Source organism: Neglectibacter timonensis, assembly GCF_900048895.1.
GTDB classification, from domain to species: Bacteria; Bacillota; Clostridia; order Oscillospirales; family Acutalibacteraceae; genus Acutalibacter; species Acutalibacter timonensis.
Genome location: NZ_LT160637.1, coordinates 139,998 through 159,565, shown reverse-complemented (window position 1 = coordinate 159,565; position 19,568 = coordinate 139,998). Strand labels below are relative to the sequence as shown.

Annotated in this window: 18 protein-coding genes; 12 read left to right on the top strand and 6 right to left on the bottom strand. The window is 54.9% G+C overall.

Translation table 11 applies throughout. From position 1 onward, the window contains the following. Nucleotides 1-57: 57 nt before the first annotated feature. Nucleotides 58-684 (top strand): cytidylate kinase-like family protein, encoded by a 627-nt coding sequence (locus BN3911_RS03380; protein ID WP_187127673.1) that lies wholly within the window; start codon nt 58-60, stop codon nt 682-684. A gap of 136 nt (nt 685-820) precedes the next feature. After that, nucleotides 821-1,699: a diacylglycerol/lipid kinase family protein gene (locus BN3911_RS03375; protein ID WP_066861339.1), complete on the top strand. Its 879-nt coding sequence runs from the start codon at nt 821-823 to the stop codon at nt 1,697-1,699. 101 nt (nt 1,700-1,800) lie between these two features. On the opposite strand, the gene BN3911_RS03370 is transcribed toward BN3911_RS03375, so the two are convergent. Further along, nucleotides 1,801-3,315: a sodium:solute symporter family protein gene (locus BN3911_RS03370; RefSeq protein WP_242871066.1), complete on the bottom strand. Its 1,515-nt coding sequence runs from the start codon at nt 3,313-3,315 to the stop codon at nt 1,801-1,803. 216 nt (nt 3,316-3,531) lie between these two features. Here BN3911_RS03370 and BN3911_RS03365 point away from each other — a divergent pair, with 216 nt between their 5' ends. The 4 genes from BN3911_RS03365 (at nt 3,532) to ybaK (ending at nt 8,287) form a co-directional block, all read left to right on the top strand. Beyond that, the gene (locus BN3911_RS03365; protein ID WP_066861334.1) at nt 3,532-4,227 is read left to right on the top strand and encodes a response regulator transcription factor; all 696 of its coding nucleotides are present in this window, start codon (nt 3,532-3,534) and stop codon (nt 4,225-4,227) included. Between the two features lie 134 nt (nt 4,228-4,361). After that, nucleotides 4,362-5,942, top strand: coding sequence for a sensor histidine kinase (locus BN3911_RS03360; protein WP_082942055.1), 1,581 nt, complete (start codon nt 4,362-4,364; stop codon nt 5,940-5,942). Further along, on the top strand, nt 5,932-7,803 hold the full coding sequence (locus BN3911_RS03355; protein WP_066861328.1) for a S1C family serine protease: 1,872 nt from the start codon (nt 5,932-5,934) through the stop codon (nt 7,801-7,803). Before BN3911_RS03360 ends, BN3911_RS03355 begins: the two co-directional genes overlap by 11 nt. A gap of 1 nt (nt 7,804) precedes the next feature. Then, a complete protein-coding gene (gene ybaK, locus BN3911_RS03350; protein WP_066861325.1) occupies nt 7,805-8,287 on the top strand; it encodes a Cys-tRNA(Pro) deacylase in 483 nt (160 codons plus the stop codon). Nucleotides 8,288-8,356: 69 nt separating this feature from the next. Here the strand turns inward: ybaK and BN3911_RS03345 are convergent, their stop codons facing one another. Continuing rightward, entirely contained in the window at nt 8,357-9,403 is a 1,047-nt protein-coding gene (locus BN3911_RS03345; protein ID WP_066861322.1) for a hypothetical protein, read from the bottom strand. Nucleotides 9,404-9,865: 462 nt separating this feature from the next. Here BN3911_RS03345 and BN3911_RS03340 point away from each other — a divergent pair, with 462 nt between their 5' ends. The 5 genes from BN3911_RS03340 (at nt 9,866) to BN3911_RS03320 (ending at nt 13,175) form a co-directional block, all read left to right on the top strand. Continuing rightward, on the top strand, nt 9,866-10,486 hold the full coding sequence (locus BN3911_RS03340) for a hypothetical protein (RefSeq protein WP_147578503.1): 621 nt from the start codon (nt 9,866-9,868) through the stop codon (nt 10,484-10,486). 65 nt (nt 10,487-10,551) lie between these two features. After that, nucleotides 10,552-11,181, top strand: a complete 630-nt coding sequence (locus BN3911_RS03335; protein ID WP_066861316.1) for a hypothetical protein — start codon at nt 10,552-10,554, stop codon at nt 11,179-11,181. 56 nt (nt 11,182-11,237) lie between these two features. Further along, nucleotides 11,238-11,846 carry an EexN family lipoprotein gene (locus tag BN3911_RS03330; RefSeq protein ID WP_066861313.1) on the top strand — a complete coding sequence of 203 codons (609 nt, stop codon included), beginning with the start codon at nt 11,238-11,240 and terminating at the stop codon, nt 11,844-11,846. A gap of 49 nt (nt 11,847-11,895) precedes the next feature. Next, nucleotides 11,896-12,516, top strand: coding sequence for a hypothetical protein (locus BN3911_RS03325; protein WP_066861310.1), 621 nt, complete (start codon nt 11,896-11,898; stop codon nt 12,514-12,516). Between the two features lie 56 nt (nt 12,517-12,572). Continuing rightward, on the top strand, nt 12,573-13,175 hold the full coding sequence (locus BN3911_RS03320) for a hypothetical protein (RefSeq protein ID WP_066861308.1): 603 nt from the start codon (nt 12,573-12,575) through the stop codon (nt 13,173-13,175). Between the two features lie 112 nt (nt 13,176-13,287). Here the strand turns inward: BN3911_RS03320 and BN3911_RS03315 are convergent, their stop codons facing one another. The 4 genes from BN3911_RS03315 to BN3911_RS03300 all read right to left on the bottom strand — a co-directional run bounded on the left by BN3911_RS03315 (nt 13,288) and on the right by BN3911_RS03300 (nt 17,199). Then, nucleotides 13,288-13,992: an AlkZ-related protein gene (locus tag BN3911_RS03315; protein ID WP_066861305.1), complete on the bottom strand. Its 705-nt coding sequence runs from the start codon at nt 13,990-13,992 to the stop codon at nt 13,288-13,290. 24 nt (nt 13,993-14,016) lie between these two features. Next, the gene (locus BN3911_RS17735; RefSeq protein ID WP_066861302.1) at nt 14,017-14,700 is read right to left on the bottom strand and encodes a pyridoxamine 5'-phosphate oxidase family protein; all 684 of its coding nucleotides are present in this window, start codon (nt 14,698-14,700) and stop codon (nt 14,017-14,019) included. Nucleotides 14,701-14,816: 116 nt separating this feature from the next. Continuing rightward, nucleotides 14,817-15,713: a helix-turn-helix transcriptional regulator gene (locus BN3911_RS03305; RefSeq protein WP_066861299.1), complete on the bottom strand. Its 897-nt coding sequence runs from the start codon at nt 15,711-15,713 to the stop codon at nt 14,817-14,819. Between the two features lie 85 nt (nt 15,714-15,798). After that, nucleotides 15,799-17,199: a glycine--tRNA ligase gene (locus BN3911_RS03300; RefSeq protein WP_066861297.1), complete on the bottom strand. Its 1,401-nt coding sequence runs from the start codon at nt 17,197-17,199 to the stop codon at nt 15,799-15,801. 270 nt (nt 17,200-17,469) lie between these two features. On the opposite strand from BN3911_RS03300, the gene lepA reads away from it, so the two are divergent. After that, complete coding sequence (gene lepA, locus BN3911_RS03295) at nt 17,470-19,272, top strand: translation elongation factor 4 (RefSeq protein WP_066861295.1); 1,803 nt, start codon at nt 17,470-17,472, stop codon at nt 19,270-19,272. Nucleotides 19,273-19,568: the final 296 nt, after the last annotated feature.

The following is a 19,568-nucleotide window of genomic DNA, read 5'->3' as shown; positions in this document are numbered from 1 at the left end:
GATCTCTGCCGCTTCCGGCAGGATCGGCCCGGTTCCCGGAGAAAGGAAGATGGCCTTATGGACGGAATGGAAAAAATAGCAATTATAACGATAGAACGGGAATATGCCAGCGGCGGCAGCGAAATAGGCAAACGGGTTTCCCAGCGTCTGGGAATTCCGGTATACGGACATGAAATATTGGAAATGGCGGCAAAACGCGGGAACACCACCCCGGAGTATATCGAGCATCTGGAAGAGACGGATACCAACAGCCTGCTCTATTCCCTGCTGATGATGGCCAAGACAGCCGTGGGGCAGCCGGCCCAGATTTCCGGGAACGACGCGCTGAACCTGCTGGAGGCGCGGATTATCGAGGAGATGGCCCGCCGGGGTAGGTGTGTGATTGTGGGCCGCTGTGCAGGCTGGATTCTCCGGGATCGGAGGGATGTGCTCAATGTGTTTATCCACGCGGATGAGGAGACTCGGATCAAAAGGGCGGTAGAGGTCTATGGAGTCCCTGAAGGCCAGGCGGCAGCCACCCTGCGTCAATTCGACCGGAGAAGAGCCAATTTTTACCATGCAAATACAAACCTTGCTTGGAAGGAAAAAGATGGGTATCATATGGTATTGGACAGCGGTAAGCTGGGGATCGGCGCCTGCGCAGACCTGATCGCCCATCTCGTGGAGCGGAGCAGAGCAGCGTGACGCAGCGCCCATGACGCGTGGGTGCTGTTCCCCGGTGCGTAGAACCCCGCGGAATAAAAGCCTGGAATGCTTTCCGCAGGAAAGCCATTCTGGGTACCTTTCTTCAGAAAAGTACAGAAATAAATGAGGAAAAACGATGAATGTGACGATTGTGGTGAATCCCCATGCGGGGAAACAGAATATCCTGCGGGAAATCAGCGCTGTGGAAAAGGTGTTCCGGGACGGCGGCTGCGAGGTTGCGACGGTGCAGACCGAGACCAGGGAACAGGCCAAAAGGCTGCTGGAGGACAGTGCGGAAAAGCCGGATGTGCTTGTCTGCTGCGGCGGGGACGGAACCCTCAGCGAAACGGTAAACACCCTGCTCAATGCGGGGAAGACCACTCCGCTGGGGTATATCCCCTCTGGTTCCACCAATGATTTTGCCACGTTTTTGGGCATCCCCAAGGAGCCGGTAAAAGCGGCGCAGCGCATCGTATCCGGAGAGGCAAAACCCATTGACGTGGGACGCTTCGGGTATAAATATTTTATTTATGTGGCATCCTTCGGCGCCTTTACCCAATCCTCCTACTCCACCACGCAAAGCCTGAAAAATTCCCTGGGCCATCTGGCCTACGTAATCGAGGGGATCAAGGAACTTCCCCAGATCAAGTCCTATCATGTGGGCCTGGAAACAGAACACGGCACTGTGGAGGGAGACTATGTGTTCGGGTCGGTGAGCAATTCCACCTCCTTTGGGGGGATCATCAAGATGGATCCGAAGGAAGTGGCTCCGGCGGACGGCCTGTTTGAAATCATGCTGGTCAAGATGCCGAAAAATTTGATCGAGCTTCATAAAATCCTGTTTTCCCTGATGAGTGGAAAATATGACGAGGAGGTTATCACCTTCCTCCACGCCCGGCAGGCACTGTTTACCTGTTCAGAGCCCATGCCCTGGTCTTTGGACGGCGAATACGCGGCGGGCGGAGAACGGGTGGAGATCGAAGCTGTGAAACAGGCGGTCCGTCTTTATTATTAACTGCGGCCTGCGGCTGAATAAAATCCCCGGAAGGCGGCTGAAAAGCCGCGCTGCCGGGGATTCGTTTTGTTTCTGAAAGAAGCCGAAACGGGGATCCTATATCAGGAACCGCTCTCTTCCCTAATCCGGTAAAAAGCGTCGTTCCGTTGGGAAGAACGCCATTTCATAATTGTGGCAAGCTTGCTGACGGCAAAACACAGCAGGAAGGAAACCGCCATGGCGATGCAGGCATAAAGCGGTCCGTCCGGAGTGGTGAAGCCGGAAAAAGCGGCGGGCAGGAAAGCAGTCAGGAAGCCGCCCAGCATGCCGGCCCAGGCGCCGGCCCTGTTGATCCCCTTCCAGTACAGGCAAAGCAGGTAGGGCGCCAGGAAGGAACCGGACAGAATCCCCCAGGAATAGGACATCATCTCCAGGATAGGCGTGGGATAGTTGGCGATCAGGTAGCTGAGCACCACAAAAGCCAGGCATAAAATCCTGGTGAGGGCCGCTACATTTTTGTCCGCCATGGTCTTCCGGAGACCGGATTTTACCAGGTCCATGGAGACTGTGGAGCAGGCGGTAAGCGTGATGCTGGACAGGGTAGAGACGGAAGCGGAGATCAGAAGCACCAGAATGACGCCGATGAGCAGATTGGGGAGCCCGGCCTGGTCCAGCATGAGGGGAACCAGGAAATCCTTTCCGCCTTCCGGCATGGTTTCCCCGAAAAAGAGATGGGAGAAGGAGCCGATGAAGTAGCCGCCCCCCGCCACCAGCAGGGCGAAGAAAGTGGAGATCACCACGCCGCGTTTTACCTCTTTCTTATCCCGGATACCATAGTATTTGTGAACCATCTGGGGCAATCCCCAGGTGCCGAAGCTGGTCATCAAAATAGTAGAGATAAGGGCCACGGCGGATTTTCCGGACAAGGGCGCCATTTCGTGGGACTTCATGTAATCCAGCATGTTGGACAGGCCGTTCTGCAGGCCTCCTACCTGGGGAGAGAGCACCAGGAGCACGATGAGAGCGGCGACGCCGAACATCATCACAAAGCCCTGGACAAAATCGGCCTTCAGTGTGGCCATATAGCCGCCCAGCACCAGCAATAATGCGGAGGCGATGGCAATGACGATCATGCACACCTGCTCGTCGATTCCCAATATCACCGAGCATACGCTGGTAAGCCCTTTGTAGACGGAGGCCGAATAGGGAATGAGGAAAATGAAGATGATGATGCAGGAAAACAGCCGCATGGCCGGGCTCTGAAACCGCTTTTCAAAGAGCTGGGGCATGGACTTGATGTGGTGCTGCCGCGTCAGTTCCCGGGTCCGGTTGGCCAATACCAGCCAGGCCAGGAGGGAACCGAACACCGCGTTGCCGATTCCCACAAGAATGCTCCAAAGGCCGTAGCTCCAGCCGGAACCGCCGGAATAACCGACAAACATCACGGCTGAAAAATAGGCCGTGCCGTAGGAGAGCGCGGAGATCCAGGCGCCAGCGTTCCGGCCTCCCACCGTAAAGCTGGCCATGCCTTCTCCCCGGCGGGAGGAAAGAATGCCCACCGCCAGCATGAAAACGGCATAAACGCCGATGACAATCCAAATCGTCAGCTGTCTGTCCATCAATGTAAAATACCCCATTCCCTGATTACTTTATCGATTTAAAGCAGATTTGCTTTAAATCCCTGAAATTCTACCACAAATCTCCACGGAAAGCAAGCCTGTTTTCACACTTTGTTCACCGGTTTTTCTTGCTTTCGCCATAGAAAACGGATACAATAAATCTAAATTGGAAAAACGTGCCCATTCTTAAAAAAAACAGGAATGCTTAAAATTTGGAAGAGGGGGATATCCTGAATGGCTTCCGGAAAAATACTGATTGTGGATGACGATACCAATATTTGTGAATTGCTGAGACTGTATATTGAAAAAGAGGGCTTTGAGGCTTCGATTGCCAACGACGGTGAAACGGCGTTGAAAATGTTTGATACGGTGAATCCGGATTTGATTCTGCTGGACATCATGCTGCCCGGCCTGGACGGCTGGCAGGTCTGCCGGGAAATTCGGAAAAAATCGTCGCGGCCCATCATCATGCTGACGGCCAAGGGCGAGGTTTTTGATAAGGTTCTGGGCTTGGAGCTGGGAGCGGACGACTATGTAGTAAAGCCCTTTGAAACCAAGGAAGTGATTGCCCGCATCAATGCGGTGCTGCGCCGCAGCGGCAAGAAGAGCGAAGAGGACCTGGAAAACAAGGTGGTCACCTATGAAAACCTCTCCATCAACCTGACGAATTATGAGCTGAAGGTAAAGGGGGTTCCAGTGGATACCCCGCCCAAGGAGATGGAGCTCATCTATCATCTGGCGTCCAACCCCAATCGGGTATTTACCCGGGATCAGCTGCTGGACGAGGTGTGGGGCTTCGATTATTACGGCGACAGCCGTACGGTGGATGTACACGTGAAGCGCCTGCGGGAAAAACTAGAGGGTGTTTCCGACAAATGGGCGCTCAAAACTGTTTGGGGCGTCGGCTATAAATTTGAAGTAAAGGACTGAGTCCCCAGCGGCAGGCTCTCTGCTTCAGACGCTTTCGCCTGAGGCTCTGTGTGCAGGGAGATGGATAGCGGCGCGGGGAAAGCCTTCGTTTTACGGACAGAGACGCGCCTGCTGAAAGGAAGATGGTCACAGGAATGCAGAAAAGCATTTTTAAACGGTATCTGAGCATCACAATGGTCATCGTCATTTTAAGCTTTGTTATGCTTGGAAGCGTGATGATGATCTTTTTTGGACGGTATTGGCGTCAGGAGAAGCGGGAATTGCTGCTGCAGAATGCCAGCTCCATCTCTGATATGGCAAGCCGTTTCCTGACAGAGAGCGGCGAGGAAAGCTATGTGCTGGAGACAGAAATACTGCGTTCGTTTCTCAATACGTTTTCCCAGAGTATTGACGCCGACCTGTTCATTACAGACCTTCAGGGCGAAATCCTGCTTGGGAATTACCCCAACAGCAAGCTGAAAAATCCAGGAAAAGTCGCCATTCAGCCGGTTACTCAGGCGGCCAAGGGCCTGTACGAGACCCGGGGGACACTGGGCGGCATGTACAAGAGCAATTACCTGGCCATCGGGGTGCCCATGCATGCGGAAAACGGGGTCTGTGTAGGCGCTGTGTTCGCGGCTACCAGTTCCGCTACAGTGACGGCTTACCAGGGAGAGGCCTTTAAAATCTTCTTGGGCGCCGCGGCTGCTGCGCTGGCGGTCACGTTCTGTGTAGTGGGGGCCTTTGCCTACCGGCTGGTCAAACCTCTGCGGCAGATGTCCGCTGCGGCCCACAGCTTCGGCGCCGGAGATTTTTCTGTACGGGTTCCCGTTACCAGCAACGACGAGCTGGGCCAGCTGGCCATGTCTTTCAACAATATGGCGAATTCCCTTGCAAGTGGCGAGGGAATGAGGCGCAGCTTCATCGCCAATGTGTCTCACGAGCTGAAAACGCCGATGACCACCATCGCCGGGTTTATCGACGGCATTCTGGACGGGACGATTCCCCGGGAACAGCAGGAAAAATATCTGAATATAGTATCTTCTGAGGTGAAGAGGCTGTCCCGGCTGGTGAAATCCATGCTGGACCTCTCCCGCATCGACAGCGGGGAGATGAAAATCCACCCCACCAATTTTGATCTGACGGCAACGCTGTTTACCACCCTGTTTACCTTTGAGCAGAGTATTGAGGAAAAGCAGCTGGAGGTCAAAGGCCTGGAGAATGCGGGGCCTCAGAATGTGTACGGAGACCAGGACCTGCTGCATCAGGTGATTTATAATTTGGTGGAAAATGCGGTGAAGTTTACGAATCAGGGCGGCTACATCAAGCTGCAGATTTCTGACGGGATCGACCGTACCAGCGTGGTGATTGAAAACAGCGGCCCGGGTATTTCTCCCGAAGAACTGCCCATGATATTCGACCGTTTCTACAAGACCGACAAATCCCGCAGCCGGGATAAAAACGGTATGGGATTGGGATTATATATTGTACGCACAATCATCAAGCTGCATGGAGGGGATATTACCGTCAGCTCTGTGATGGACGAGTACTGCCGGTTTGAGTTCTATATTCCAAAGCCGCAGGAGACCCCGAAGCTCAAAGAAAACCCTCCTCTGAAGCTGAAAGAGGCGCCAGCCCGCAGCCGGGGAAAAGAAAAGGCCAAAGTACAGAAAAAATCCAGGGAGCCGCAGACGCCGGATCAGGAAGAAAAGGGGAAAGAACAAGATGGAGAATGAAAACAAGAGGATAAATCCCAGTGCGGAATCTGCGGATTTACACCGGCCTGAGGAAACGGGCGCGCCTTATGCAGCAGCAGGACAGGCGGATGCTGCAGAGGAAAAGCAGGACATGGGTCTCTCAGCAGAGCCACAGGACAATCCCTCAGCGGCGGAAGGTCCGGCGTCCGGCGGCGGTCCGGCATGGCAGGAACCTGCCGGGGAGGGTGTGCAGCAGGATGCGGCCCCTGCCCCAGAAGCTCCGGACGCCTTTTCCGTAACCCCGTCATGTGCAGCGGCAGAGGCCGCAGAGACGCCTGTGCCTGATCTGGGGTTTCCACCGGAGCCGCCGGCACAGCCTTCCGTTCCGGAACAGTCCGGAGAAGGGGCGCCTCCGCCCCCCGCTGCGCCTGCCTTTTATCAGAACCCGGCGCAAAGCGTGCCGCCGCAGGCAGCACAGGTACCTCCGGCAGGGGCCTACGGTCCGGCGGTTCCGGTGTGGCCCGGGCCTCCCCAGGGCACGTATTCCGGCATCCAGGGCGGCTATGGCGCCCCACCCTACGGCGCCGCATATTACGGCGCGCCGCAGGCCTATTATGGGGTCCCTTATCCGGGCTATGGGGCCCCGCCGCCCAAACCTCCCCGGAAGAAAATGGGGCTGGGACTCAAGGTGTTTTTGTGGATTGCCTCTGTACTGGCGGCTGGCACCATTCTGGGATTTACGGGTTTTTTGGTATATAGTTCGGTCACCAACAGCTACGGACCCCACTACACCCTCCCGGAGCCTGGCGAGGATACGCCGGATGACGGAGAAAAGACGCCCGATTTCGGCATGGAGCCGCCTGAGGATGAGGAGGACGATTCCAACAAGCCTGATGTGGACATCACCCCCAACCACGAGGGGATTACCATTCAGAAGAAGCCGGAAGGGGCGGAACTGGACGCCAAGGGCGTTTACAACAAGGTAGCGCCCTCTACGGTCACGGTAGTGGCCTCGCTGACCAAGAACGGGCAGGAGGCTTCCAGTACGGGAACCGGTATTATTGCCACGTCCGACGGGTATATCATTACCAATTCCCATGTGGTGATTAACTCCAAGAGCACCACTGTGAAGATTACCACCTTTGACGAGCAGGAATACGACGCTGTGGTGGTGGGCGTTGACCGGACTACCGACCTGGCGATCCTCAAGACCAACGACCACAATTTCACCCCCGCGGAATTCGGAGAAGCGGAGGAACTGAGCATCGGCGAATGGGTGGTGGCCATCGGAAATCCCGGGGGCGTTCGGTTCTCCGGTTCCCTGACCCGAGGCGTAATCTCCAACCTCAACCGGACGGTGGGACAGTACAGCGAGAACGGGATGACCTATATTCAGACGGACGCGGCCATCAATCCCGGAAATTCCGGCGGGCCTCTGGTAAACATGTACGGCCAGGTGGTGGGAATCAATTCCTCCAAAATTATCACCGACGGCTATGAGGGTATGGGTTTTGCCATTCCTGTCAGCAAAGCGCAGGCGATTATCAATGAACTGCTGTCCGGAGGATATGTGAAGGGCAGAACGCGCCTGGGCATTCAGGGTAAGGATGTGAGCGCCATGCAGATGATGTACGGCGCACCACAGGGCTTTGTCATCATGAGTATCGACAGCGAAAGCGCGTTTTCCGGCACTGCGGCAGAGGATGGCGACATTATCACCGCGCTGGACGGCGAGGAGGTTACCGGGCTCAGTGATATCTCCAATCTGTTGCTGCGGTATGCTCCCGGGGACAAAGTGAAAATTACCCTATACCGGATGCCCTCAAATTCCATGGCGGAGGGGGAAACCTTCGATGTGGAGATTACCCTGTTGGAGGACAAGGGGGAAACGCAGAACTGAGATGGCCAGAGAAAAAATGGAGAAGACGAACGCTGTGCGTATTCTGGAGCAGAAGAAGCTGCCCTTTTCCCTGCACTCGTACTGCTGCGGGGAGTTTACAGACGGAACGGCGGTGGCGGACCTGCTGGGAGAGCCCAGGGAGCAGGTGTTCAAAACCCTGGTGACAGTGGGAAAAAGCGGCGGTTATACGGTGTTTGTGATCCCGGTGGCAGAGGAACTGGACCGGAAGAAGGCCGCAGCAGCCGTAGGAGAAAAGTCGTTGGAGCTGCTGCCGGTTAAAGAGCTGTTTCCCCTCACCGGGTATGTCCGGGGCGGCTGTACGGCCATCGGCATGAAAAAGCAGTTTCCGACGGTGCTGCATGTATCCGCCATGGAGCAGGATACCATATTTGTCAGCGGGGGCAGGCTGGGCCTGCAGATTCAGTTAAAGCCGGAGGATTTTCTGGCTGCCTGTGGGGGCGTCTGGAAAGATGTGACAGTATAAAAAATGGACCGGCCCTTTTTCGAAAGGGCGGTCCATTTTTATGTGGGAAAACTTTTTTGGCGGACGCCGTCAGTCCTTCTTGCCGTCCTCCCCGGAATGGAGAATCTCCCGGAGAATTTCGTCTGTGTCAAAGCTGGGCTGCTTTTGTTCGGGCTGCCGGGGCTTTGCTTCGGGAGACGCCGGCGGAACGGCAGGGGCCTGTGCCGGTGGCTCAGGCTGTTTAGACGGCGTGGGAACCTGCTGCTCCGGGAGAGAAAACTCTTCCGTATAGAGAGAGGCTTCTACCGGGACAATGGGAACAGTTCCCCGTTTTGGAGGAGTTTGAGGCTTTTCGGGCTGAGAGGCACGGGCGGGCATTTCCGCCTGCTGCCTGTTCTGGGAAAGGGGTTCCGGACCGTGAGAGGGGTCAGGCATTGGAGCGGAGATGGACCTGCGGTTGCGGTTTTCCGCCTCCTCAATCTCTTCGAAAATGCCTTCCTTTTCATCCCTAACATACCGCCTGCCCCGGAAGAACAGGATCAAAAGGGCAATTAACCCGGCGACACCGGCTGCAATGCAGCCGACGCCACTGTAAAACAGGGTGATGGCCATGGAATTATTTTTAACGTTCAGGCGGGCAAAAGTCACATAATTGCTGCTGCTTGCGGAAGATTCCCCCACACTGCCGCTGGCATTTATGGTTTCTTTGGGCCGCGTATAGTTTGGCTTCGGCGTAGCCACAGGCTTATAACTGGCTCTGGCTGTAGGGGTGGGAATAGGCGTGGTGCCTGTGTTCCCCCCCTCTTCCGCGCCGTAGGTATATTCCTCGGAGCTCGTCGATTCCGAAGGCTCTTCTTCGCTGTAGGGAGGCGGTGTCTCCGTCTCGCTGACAGAGGGTTCTTCTGTGTAGGAAGGCTCCGGTTCGGAGGAATTGGGATCGGAAGAAGGCTCCGGCTCAAATTCGGAAGAGGAGGGCGGCTCCGGTTCGGAGCTGAATTCTGAAGAAAGCGGCGGATCGGAAACAGGATCATCCGTTTCCGGGGAGAAGTCGGATTCTGTGGCAAGCGCCAGAAGCGGCACGGAAACGGCGAAGCAAAGGGCCGCCGCCAGCGCCAGCAAACGTTTTTTAAGGTACATAGCAGTTCCTCCTGCTGAAAGTGCGAGAAGTAATCCATTTCAATCATTTTGAAGATTTCTTTATTTTAGCATAAAGACAAGGGAAAAGCAACTGCCGCCACAGGGCGGCGTTCCTTTTCTCAGTGTCGTCAGGATCTTTAGTAATTTGTTGACGTATAGATTGAACATTTTTAATGAGATAATTTACTAATGGTTTTTAAGAATATAAAAAATTATTGAAAAATATAAACAAATAGAGTATAATAAAAATCAAAGGAAAGCTAGGTTAATGCAGTCAGCGCCCGGTGGCGCGGCAAGGAAGGGGTTGATGCCCGTGCAGAGCAGACTAGTACCAGAGAGAAAAAAACTGCACCGCAACAGTAAATAGGCTGAAAAAGTGAAAGGCCCTCTTATCCTTATATTTGTCTGTTCCTGATTTCCGGCGGTATTGCCGCCAGCGCGGAAATAACCGGCGAAAATACGGTGCTGTACAGCGCCGCTGAAATTACGGACGTCGATGCTTTGATTCAGAGGTCGTTGGCCGGGGTCGATGAACTGAAGGAGAATACAGGGTATGAACTCTCTGTCTCCTCCTCTGATACGGCTCCCGCGGCATCCACATTTTCCCTGGCCCCCTCCGCCCCGCAGCCCGAGGTAACCTATGTGACCTCCCAGCTGCTGCGCTGGGAGCTGGTGGACGGAAGAAAAATTGATACCTATGTAGTAAAGGTTGTACAGGCTTCCTATTCTTACCATGAAACGCGAACTTCCGGAGAATTGGTATCGAACATGTACGTCAATTATGATGAGAATTATGGGGCGCAGTTGGTAAAGACTACAGCGATGATTACTTCTGGTGGTGCTGCCCGTCTGGTTATGACAAATGGCTTTAAACAACGCCCTGAACGGGATTTGATCACAACCTCCAGCCAATATTCGAATCCCGGAACGGGGGCCTACACTTTGAACCGTTGTACCTCGGAATGGTTAACGGAGAACGGCGTTTTCTATCTGCGTAATATGCTCCATTATAATAGTGGTTCCGTTACAAAAACTGAGTTTATTATGACCAGATATCTGGTTTCAAATGATGTCAATTGGTAGGAACTCGGTTTTGTTCTATCTTAACCAGCGATGCCTGTAGTGAATCGGGGAGAAAGGAACTGCCGATGAAAAAGAGTGTTAGCTTATTTCTCTGCATCCTCTGTTGCCTGTTCCCTCTTTCCGCCTGTTCCCAGCCGGAAAAGAGCATTGAGGATCATGTTAACCTGGCGCTGGAACAGTTTGGTAAGCCCTTGGGTGAAGCGTTCGAAGGCATGAAGCTACCGGGAAGCCTGGAGGAGGCTGCAAAACCCCAATACTGCTTGCTGGTGGAGAACGCTGTCAATGTTCTCGGAAAACAGAGTAACGTGGCGCTTCTTCATCTGGGGCGGCATGAGGAAGGCCAGGAATTGACAGAGCAAAAAACGGAATCCGTAGCGTACAGCGCCTTTCTGGACGGGGACTATGCCTATCCGCTCAAACTTTATCAGGCGCTGCTTAAGGCCTATGGTGAGGCGGAGCCGGTAACAGGGGCTCAGTCCTTTGGCGAAGCCACGGAGGCTTCTCTGGAAGCAATGAAACAGAGCGAAAGGTGTGTGGGCCGTTGGGAAAAGGAGGATTATGTGATCGAAATCTCCTTTTATGTAGGAACTTCCGCTGCCGGTGAGAGGCTTGACAGCATCTCGCTTGATATCAGAATACCAGATGAACTTCTGGATCTTCCCACGATTTCCCCGGATGGTGAAATTATCGGATGACGCTGAACCGGGAGAAAGGGCAGTGCCCGTGCGACGCTTGGAGAAGGGAGCGGCTTATGAAAAGAATCCTTATTCTGTGGCTCTGCATCCTCTGCTGTATGTTCCCCCTTTCCGCCTGTTCGCAGCCCGGAAAAAGCGTGGAAGACCTTGTGGAGATGGGGCTTGCCCAGTTAGGCAAGCCCCTGGGGGAAGCGTATCAGGCCCTGGGCCTGCCCGGCAATCCGGAGGATGCAGTCGTATTTCCTTTTCTGCTGGCAGAGGACAGTGTCGAACTGCATGGAAAACGTCTCGGCGTAGTGCTCGACCATGCCGGGGAGGAGGAAGGGGAATTGATGGAAAGGTCGACGTCGATCGTGGAATATTTTATTCACTTAGACGGCGACTATGCCTATGCTCTTGCCCTTTATCAGGAATTGTCAGACCTTTATGGAGAGATGGAGCCAATGGGCAGCCGTCTGCCCTTTAATGAGGCAACTGAGGACTCCCTGAAATCCATGGTGCTGGACGAAGAATGCGCGGGACTGTGGAGGACGGAGGACAACGAGATCGTACTTCTCTATTCTGTCGATGAAAAAGCCTGTACCCTTGCCCTTGACATTAAAATTCCACTGGAACGGCTGGGCCTTTCGCCTATTTACACGCCGGACGGTACCCGCATCAGGTAGCCAGACCGAAAAAGCGGTGTATCTCGAAGAGCGGGGAAAGGAACTGCCAATGAAAAAGAGTTTTAATTTATTTCTTTGCATCCTCTGCTGTCTGTTCTCCCTTTCCGCCTGTTCCCAACCGGAAAAAAGTGTCGAGGAGCATGTGAATATGGCACAGGAGCAGTTGGGAAAGCCCTTAGGGGAAGCGTATCAGGCTCTGGGCCTGCCCGGCAATCCGGAAGATGCAGCAGAAGTTTTTTATCTGCATGCGGAGGACTGCGTTAAGGTTTTGGGAAAGCAGATGGATGTAGCGATTGTTCATTTAGGTAAGGATGAGGAAGATAAGAAATTGACCGATGAGAAAACGAACTCCGTCGAGTATCTTGCTCTGTTAGGCGGCGACTACGCCTATCCGCTTAAGCTTTACAGGGCATTGCGGGAGGCCTATGGAGAGCCGGAGCCGGTAACAGGGGCCCAGTCCTTCAGCCAGGCCACGGAGGTTTCTCTGGAGGCAATGAAACAGAGCGAAAGGTGTGCAAACCAGTGGAAAAAGGAGGATTATGTGATTGTAATCTCCTTTAATGTCGGAGCTTCTGCTGCCGGTGGGAGCAGTATCTCCCTTGAAATCAGTCTGCCTGTGGAGCTTCTGGGTCTTCCCACGATTTCCCCGGATGGTAAAATTATCGGATGACGCTGAACCGGGAGAAAGGGCAGTGCCCGTGGGACGTTTGGAGAAGGGAGCGGCTTATGAAAAGAATCCTTATTCTGTGGCTCTGCATCCTCTGTTGCCTGTTCCCTCTTTCCGCCTGCGCTCAGCCGGAGAAAAGGATCGAAGATCAGATGAATCTGGCGCTGGAGCAGCTGGACAGGCCCATGGGTGAAGCGTTTGAGGCTCTGGATCTGCCCGGGAGCCTGGAAGAGGCGGCAAAGCCGCAATACTGCTTGCTGGTGGAAAACGGCGCAGAAGTATTGGGAAAGCAAATGAATGTGGTGATTATGCCTGACAGCAGGGGAAATGGAAAGGAGCTGTACCAAAGGCCGACTTCACTGGTGGAATATTCCGCCCTGCTGAAGGAGGATTACGCCTATCCGGTGAAGCTTTATGAAGCGCTGCGCAAGGTCTACGGCGATGAGGAGCAGGAAGCGGGAGCCCAGCCTTTCGGTAAGGCGGACGAACAAGCCTTGAAGTCCATGGGCGGAGAGGAAAGGTACGCCGCCCTTTGGAAAAAAGACGGCAGCGAAATTGTGCTCAGTGTTTCCGGATCCGGAGAGGACATCCGTGCGTCGGTGGAGCTGAGAATTCCTCCCATCCGGCCTGTATTCATGCCGGACGGCACCCGCATCCGTTGATCGTCTGCGAAAAAGAGAAAGTAAGGGAGCAGTCCTGAACGCCTTCAGGACTGCTCCCTGTATTTTTACATCTTTTCTCTAAAATGCTCTTACTGCCTTCCGCAGGCTTTTTTCAGCATCCCAAAAGAAACCGCCTCCTGCGGGATGCGTCTGCTTCGGGGTTCAGCCGGAGCAGATGGCGGTCCAGGGTCTCGAAAGCGTTCTGGGAGGAAAGCGCAGCGGCCTCATGGAACGACTCCTCTCCGAAAAATTCTTCCGTGAGGCAGAATACGGTGGAATTCCACCCATATTCCCTGCCTTCCTTCGAGAGCTTTCGCTCCTGGCCGCACATGGTCAAAAAGAGCGAGGACTGCAGGGCGGTAAGAGCCCGCTCGAAATCCGATTTTTCCTCCCGGGAGAAAAATCCCAGCAGTTTCAGCATGTGCAGGGATAGCCTGCCGTTGTCCCGGATCAGGGTATAAATCCGCCGGGCCGCCTCATCGCCGGCGAACAGCTCTTCAAAACTGCTCTTTCCCCTGCGCACAGCCAGAAGATAGGGAAACCATTTACGGGTAAGATAGCCGCTTTTGCCATAGTAAAATTTCCCATAGGCGATGCCTCTGCCCTCCGAAAGCACCCGCATGCGCCATTCCCAGGGATCGGTGTCCGGGTCGCCGGTATGCCAGCGCACGGCGGAACCGAAAAAACCGCACAGCGTAAAAACGCCTTCCCCATTGACGCCGCCGGGCGTCATCCCCGCCAGTTCCAGCGCGGAGAGAAATTCGTCATAGTTGGAAATCTCTGAAAAGGCCAGCCGGCCGCGGTCCTCCCGTTCCATCTCAGTTCACACCCTCCTGTAAGCTCAGCAAAGTTTAGCCCCTTTCTGCCAGCAGCGGCAGGTTTCCAGCCGTTTTCCCTGGTCCCCCTGCTCCGGGTCAAAGGCAAATTTCTGCAGAGCGCCACAGGGGAAGTCTTCGCACTCCCCACAGTGGAGACAGCCTTTCTCTTCACAGCAGGCTTTGATTTCGCAGTGACCCCAGGGCGCGTCAGGCTCCCGGACGCAGCCGCGGCAGTCGAATCCAAATTTGTTTTTGCAGTCCATTTCAGAACAGCAGATGCCGCAGCGGGATTCCGCTTTGGGATACCGGATTGTACAGAATTCCCCGTCAATCCAGAAGGTTGCCTCTTCGGCAGTAAACTGCAGGACACAGTAATCCGGATCGCTTTCCCCCTGCTCAAAATGCTCCAGCATCCAATCCTGCCAGCAGTCGCGAAGAGTTTTTCCACTGGTGTGTACGGTGACGGAACCGGTCATGGTTACGCTGTCTCCGTCCAGAAAAAAACAGGCGCCAGCCAGCGGGTTCTTCTGAAATTGGGCTGTTTTGCGGCCGCTCAATCCCGTGGCTGCGAAGATTGTCCGGAATCCCTGTGCCTTGAGCTTGGAGACCACACAGGGCCTGGGCGTACCCTCCTCTGTGACGGAAGACAAAATCACTGTTTCGCAGCGCTTCAGCAAAGCGGCGGCTTTCTTCTCTATTTCCTTCATTTTTCCCATCCTTCCCCTTACGGTTCGCAACCATATTGTGTTTTAGAATCCGGCATCCTTCCGGTTTCCCGGAGGAGCTGAGAACAGGATAGCAGATAGAACAGGACAGCTTTATGTCATGTTTCCTCATAATAGGAAAGGAGGAGTTTTGCCTGCCGCAGGAGATCTTCCCGAAGCGATTCGGGTTGGAGCACCTGTACCTGCGCCCCGAAGGAAGAAATCCAGGAGAGCATGGCGCCATAGAAGGTGAAATCCCGGGTGAAAGAGAGGCGCCCGTCCTCCCGCAGGGTAAAGCTGTCCGGCCCGTACTCCTCCACCAGCCGGTACTTTACGCTGGGATCAAACACGGCTACCAGCCGATAATTTTCTTCCCACAGAGAGTTCATATCCGCCTTTTCGGCAGGAAGGGGTTTGGGAACAAAATGCTCCTCCGACAGGGTGAGATCCCAAAGCCGGGCAAGCTTGAAGGTGCGGAACTCCTTTTTTGTCCGGCACCAGGCAATCAGATACCAGGCGTTCCACTGGTAGGCAATGCGGCAGGGCTCTGCCTGCCGCAGCTCCTCCCCTTTTTCGGAGTAATACCGGAAGGATACGGCCAGCCGCCGTGAAATGGCATCCCGCAGCAGGGAAATCTTTTCCGTCAGGCTGTCCTTATAAAAGGATGCCAAATCGATCAACACCTGTTCCTCTGTTTCACGTTGGGAGAGTTTATCAGCCAACACGGGGCCCTTAGGCTGCTTCAGAATGCTGTCTACGCCTCGGACGCCGATGAGGATGGCCTGAAGCTCCTCCTCGGTGAGCAGCTCTTTTTCCAGCTTGTAGCCTGGAGCGATGGAAATCCCGCCGCCCCGCCCCTGCTCTGTCACCAGAGGGATGCCGGCAAGACAGAGGGCCTCAATATCACGGTTGATGGTACGCCGGGATACTTCAAATTTTTCAGCGAGAACAGGGGCGGTTATCTTGTCCTGGCGCAGCAGGGTGATGAGTATGCCAAGCAGGCGGTCCAGCTTCATACTGCAGCTCCTTTTCAATGGGATGCCTTAACAGGGAAAGAGGAAAAAACAGGCCCGGCTTTGCCGAGGCCTGTTTCCAGTTCCATTAAAATTCCATTTTTTTCTCCACATAGGAGACCAGCTGGTCAATGGGAATGCGGACCTGCTCCATGCTGTCCCGGTCACGGACGGTAACGCAGTTGTCGGCGGACTTTTCCCCGTCGCCTACGGTTTCAAAATCCACGGTGATGCACAGAGGGGTGCCGATCTCGTCCTGACGGCGGTAACGCTTCCCGATGGAACCGGATTCGTCATAATCCACCATGAAATATTTGGAAAGCAGCTGGTGAACCTCCTGCGCCTTTCCGCCCAGCTTCTTGGAAAGCGGCAGAACGGCAGCCTTAAAGGGGGCCAGGAAGGGATGGAGGCGCAGGACTACGCGGGTGTCGTTCTTTTCCGCGTCCACCACTTCCTCGTCGTATGCGTCGCAGAGGAAAGCCAGCGCCATACGGTCCGCGCCCAGAGAGGGTTCTACCACATAGGGAACGTAATGCTCCCCGGTCTCCTGGTCAAAATAGGTCAGGTCTTTGCCGGAGTGCTCCTGATGACGCTTCAGGTCGTAGTCAGTGCGGTCCGCAATGCCCCACAACTCACCCCAGCCGAAGGGGAACAGATACTCCACGTCCGTGGTGGCCTTGGAGTAGAAAGAAAGCTCCTCAGGCCTATGATCGCGAAAGCGCAGGTTTTCCTCAGTCATACCCAGGCTGAACAGCCAATTTCTGCAGAATTCCTTCCAGTAGGCAAACCATTCCAGGTCAGTGTCCGGCTTGCAGAAGAATTCCAGTTCCATCTGTTCAAATTCCCGGATGCGGAAGATAAAATTGCCGGGAGTAATCTCGTTGCGGAAGCTTTTGCCTACCTGCCCGATGCCGAAGGGCAGCTTTTTCCGGGTGGTGCGCTGCACACTGTTGAAATTTACAAAGATGCCCTGGGCGGTTTCCGGCCGCAGGTAAATTTCATTTTTCGCATCTTCCGTCACACCCTGGAAGGTCTTGTACATCAGGTTGAACTGGCGGATATCCGTAAAATTCTCACCGCCGCAGTTGGGGCACTTGATGTGGTTTTCCTGAATAAAGGAAAGCATCTTTTCGTTTTCCCAGCCGTCTGCCGACTCTCCGGTAAAATCCTCAATGAGTTTGTCGGCGCGGTGGCGGGTTTTGCAGTCCTTGCAGTCCATCAGCGGGTCGGAGAAGCCGCCCACATGGCCCGTGGCCACCCAGACCTCGGGGTTCATCAGGATGGCGGCGTCCAAACCGACATTATAGGGGCTTTCCTGGATGAATTTCTTCCACCAGGCCTTTTTTACGTTGTTCTTGAACTCCACGCCCAGAGGGCCGAAGTCCCAGGAATTGGACAGGCCTCCGTAAATCTCGCTTCCGGGATACACAAACCCCCGGCTCTTGCAGAGGTTGACGATGGTCTCCATGGTCTTTTCGGTTGCCTTCATAACAGCTGAACCGCCTTTCTGATTTCTTTCTCAATTCGTATTCACAATTCTAGCATCTTGCGAGGGAGAATGCAACGTTTTCCCGCTGGTTTGCGGAAAAATCCCCGCAGAAGGACACTTTTCTTTTTCCGTGGTTTTGTGTATAATAAGTGGAAACAGCGCGGGCGTCAGCCTGCATTTGTCCTGCTGCCTGGAAAAGTACTTGGATGCTTCCGGGTTTTGGGAAAAATATTCCCCGGCTGTACCGGGTTGCAAACGGAGTTAATAGAGATGGACAGAAGCAAAATTCGGAATTTCAGCATTGTAGCCCACATCGATCACGGCAAGAGCACTCTGGCGGACCGCATTTTGGAGCAGACCAAAGCCGTACCCCTGCGGGAGATGGAGAACCAGCTCCTGGACAACATGGATTTGGAGCGGGAAAGAGGCATCACCATCAAGGCCCATGCCGTCACTCTGGTCTATACCGCCAGTGACGGAGAGGATTATGTATTCAACCTCATCGATACCCCCGGCCATGTGGATTTCAATTATGAGGTTTCCCGTTCCCTGGCCGCCTGCGAGGGCGCGGTCCTTGTGGTGGATGCCTCCCAGGGCATTGAAGCGCAGACCCTGGCCAACACCTATCTCGCGGTGGACGCGGGCCTGGAGATTGTACCCGTTGTCAATAAAATCGACCTGCCCAGCGCAGACCCTGAACGGGTCTGCCATGAGATCGAGGACGTCATCGGCATTCCTGCCATGGATGCGCCGCGCATTTCCGCCAAGACAGGGGAAAACATCGGGGAAGTTATGGAACACATTGTCACCGATATTCCGGCTCCCGGAGGGGATGAAACGGATCCCCTGAGGGCGCTGGTCTTTGACTCCTACTACGACGCCTACCGCGGCGTCATCGTCTATGTGCGCGTCAAGGACGGTACGGTGAAGCCTGGCGATACCATCCGTATGATGGCCACAGGCGGGGAGTTTTCCGTGGTGGAGTGCGGATTCCTCCGGGCCACCTCATTGGAGCCCGCTGAGGCGCTGTATGCCGGAGAGGTAGGCTATATCGCCGCCTCTATCAAGGATGTGCGCCACGCCAGAGTGGGCGACACCGTTACCCTGGCGGACCGTCCCGCAGCTGAGCCGCTGGCTGGATACCGGGCGGTGCAGCCTATGGTGTTCTGCGGCATCTATCCGGCGGACGGCGCCCACTATACGGACCTGAGGGACGCCCTGGAAAAACTGCAGCTCAACGACGCCTCCCTCACCTTCGAGCCGGAAACCTCTGTGGCTCTGGGCTTTGGCTTCCGCTGCGGCTTTCTGGGCCTGCTGCACATGGAGATCATCCAGGAAAGGCTGGAACGGGAGTATAACCTGGATCTGATCACCACAGCTCCAAGCGTGGTGTACAAGATAAAAAAGACCAATGGCGAGGAAATCAGTATCGACAACCCCACCAATTATCCGGACCCCGCCACCATCGCTTCGGCGGAGGAGCCCATCACCAATGCCCATATCTATTCCCCTACCGAATATGTGGGAAATATTATGGAGCTGTGCCAGGAGCGCCGCGGCGTGTTTAAGGATATGAAATATATCGACACGGACCGGGTGGATATACACTATGAACTGCCCCTCAACGAGATCATCTATGATTTCTTTGACGCGTTGAAATCCCGCACCCGCGGCTATGCCTCCTTCGACTATGAGCTGATGGGATACCGGAAGAGCGAGTTGGTGAAGCTGGACATCATGCTCAACGGAGAGGTGGTGGACGCGCTTTCCTTTATTCTCCATGCGGAAAAGGCCTACCCCCGCGCCAGGAAAATGACGGAGAAGCTGAAGGAGAAAATTCCGCGCCAGCTGTTTGAGGTTCCCATCCAGGCCTGCGTCGGCGGAAAAATCATCGCCCGGGAGACCGTAAAGGCCATGCGCAAGGATGTGCTGGCCAAATGTTATGGCGGCGACATCACCCGGAAGAAAAAGCTGCTGGAAAAGCAGAAGGAAGGCAAAAAGAGGATGCGCCAGCTGGGCACCGTTGAAGTTCCCCAGGAGGCGTTTATGTCCGTGCTGAAGCTGGACGAATAACCAGTGCGGGCAGCGTGAGCAGCGTGACGCTGCACCCAAGTCACGAGGCTTGTGGCGTGCCGCCGCCGCGTTGGGCGAAAAAGGCTGGCCCGGATCACGCGTTCCGAAAGAGGCTTCCGGCAGCGTGACGCTGCACCCAAGTCACGAGGCTTGCGGCGTGCCGCCGCTGCGTTGGGTGAAAAAGGCTGGCCCGGATCACGCGTTCCGAAAGAGGCTTCCGGCAGCGTGACGCTGCACCCAAATCACGAGGCTTGCGGCGTGCCGCCGCTGCGTTGGGCGAAGGAGGCTGGCCCAGA

Bases quoted from the DNA above. Each gene is read 5' to 3' on its own strand.
- BN3911_RS03375 (WP_066861339.1), top strand. From the start codon at position 821: ATGAATGTGACGATTGTGGTGAATCCCCATGCGGGGAAACAGAATATC.
- BN3911_RS03370 (WP_242871066.1), bottom strand. From the start codon at position 3,315: ATGGGGTATTTTACATTGATGGACAGACAGCTGACGATTTGGATTGTC.
- BN3911_RS17735 (WP_066861302.1), bottom strand. From the start codon at position 14,700: ATGAAGGAAATAGAGAAGAAAGCCGCCGCTTTGCTGAAGCGCTGCGAA.
- BN3911_RS03305 (WP_066861299.1), bottom strand. From the start codon at position 15,713: ATGAAGCTGGACCGCCTGCTTGGCATACTCATCACCCTGCTGCGCCAG.
- ybaK (WP_066861325.1), top strand. From the start codon at position 7,805: ATGGCCAGAGAAAAAATGGAGAAGACGAACGCTGTGCGTATTCTGGAG.
- BN3911_RS03300 (WP_066861297.1), bottom strand. From the start codon at position 17,199: ATGAAGGCAACCGAAAAGACCATGGAGACCATCGTCAACCTCTGCAAG.
- BN3911_RS03345 (WP_066861322.1), bottom strand. From the start codon at position 9,403: ATGTACCTTAAAAAACGTTTGCTGGCGCTGGCGGCGGCCCTTTGCTTC.
- lepA (WP_066861295.1), top strand. From the start codon at position 17,470: ATGGACAGAAGCAAAATTCGGAATTTCAGCATTGTAGCCCACATCGAT.
- BN3911_RS03320 (WP_066861308.1), top strand. From the start codon at position 12,573: ATGAAAAGAATCCTTATTCTGTGGCTCTGCATCCTCTGTTGCCTGTTC.
- BN3911_RS03355 (WP_066861328.1), top strand. From the start codon at position 5,932: ATGGAGAATGAAAACAAGAGGATAAATCCCAGTGCGGAATCTGCGGAT.
- BN3911_RS03330 (WP_066861313.1), top strand. From the start codon at position 11,238: ATGAAAAGAATCCTTATTCTGTGGCTCTGCATCCTCTGCTGTATGTTC.
- BN3911_RS03315 (WP_066861305.1), bottom strand. From the start codon at position 13,992: ATGGAACGGGAGGACCGCGGCCGGCTGGCCTTTTCAGAGATTTCCAAC.
- BN3911_RS03335 (WP_066861316.1), top strand. From the start codon at position 10,552: ATGAAAAAGAGTGTTAGCTTATTTCTCTGCATCCTCTGTTGCCTGTTC.
- BN3911_RS03380 (WP_187127673.1), top strand. From the start codon at position 58: ATGGACGGAATGGAAAAAATAGCAATTATAACGATAGAACGGGAATAT.
- BN3911_RS03360 (WP_082942055.1), top strand. From the start codon at position 4,362: ATGCAGAAAAGCATTTTTAAACGGTATCTGAGCATCACAATGGTCATC.
- BN3911_RS03365 (WP_066861334.1), top strand. From the start codon at position 3,532: ATGGCTTCCGGAAAAATACTGATTGTGGATGACGATACCAATATTTGT.
- BN3911_RS03325 (WP_066861310.1), top strand. From the start codon at position 11,896: ATGAAAAAGAGTTTTAATTTATTTCTTTGCATCCTCTGCTGTCTGTTC.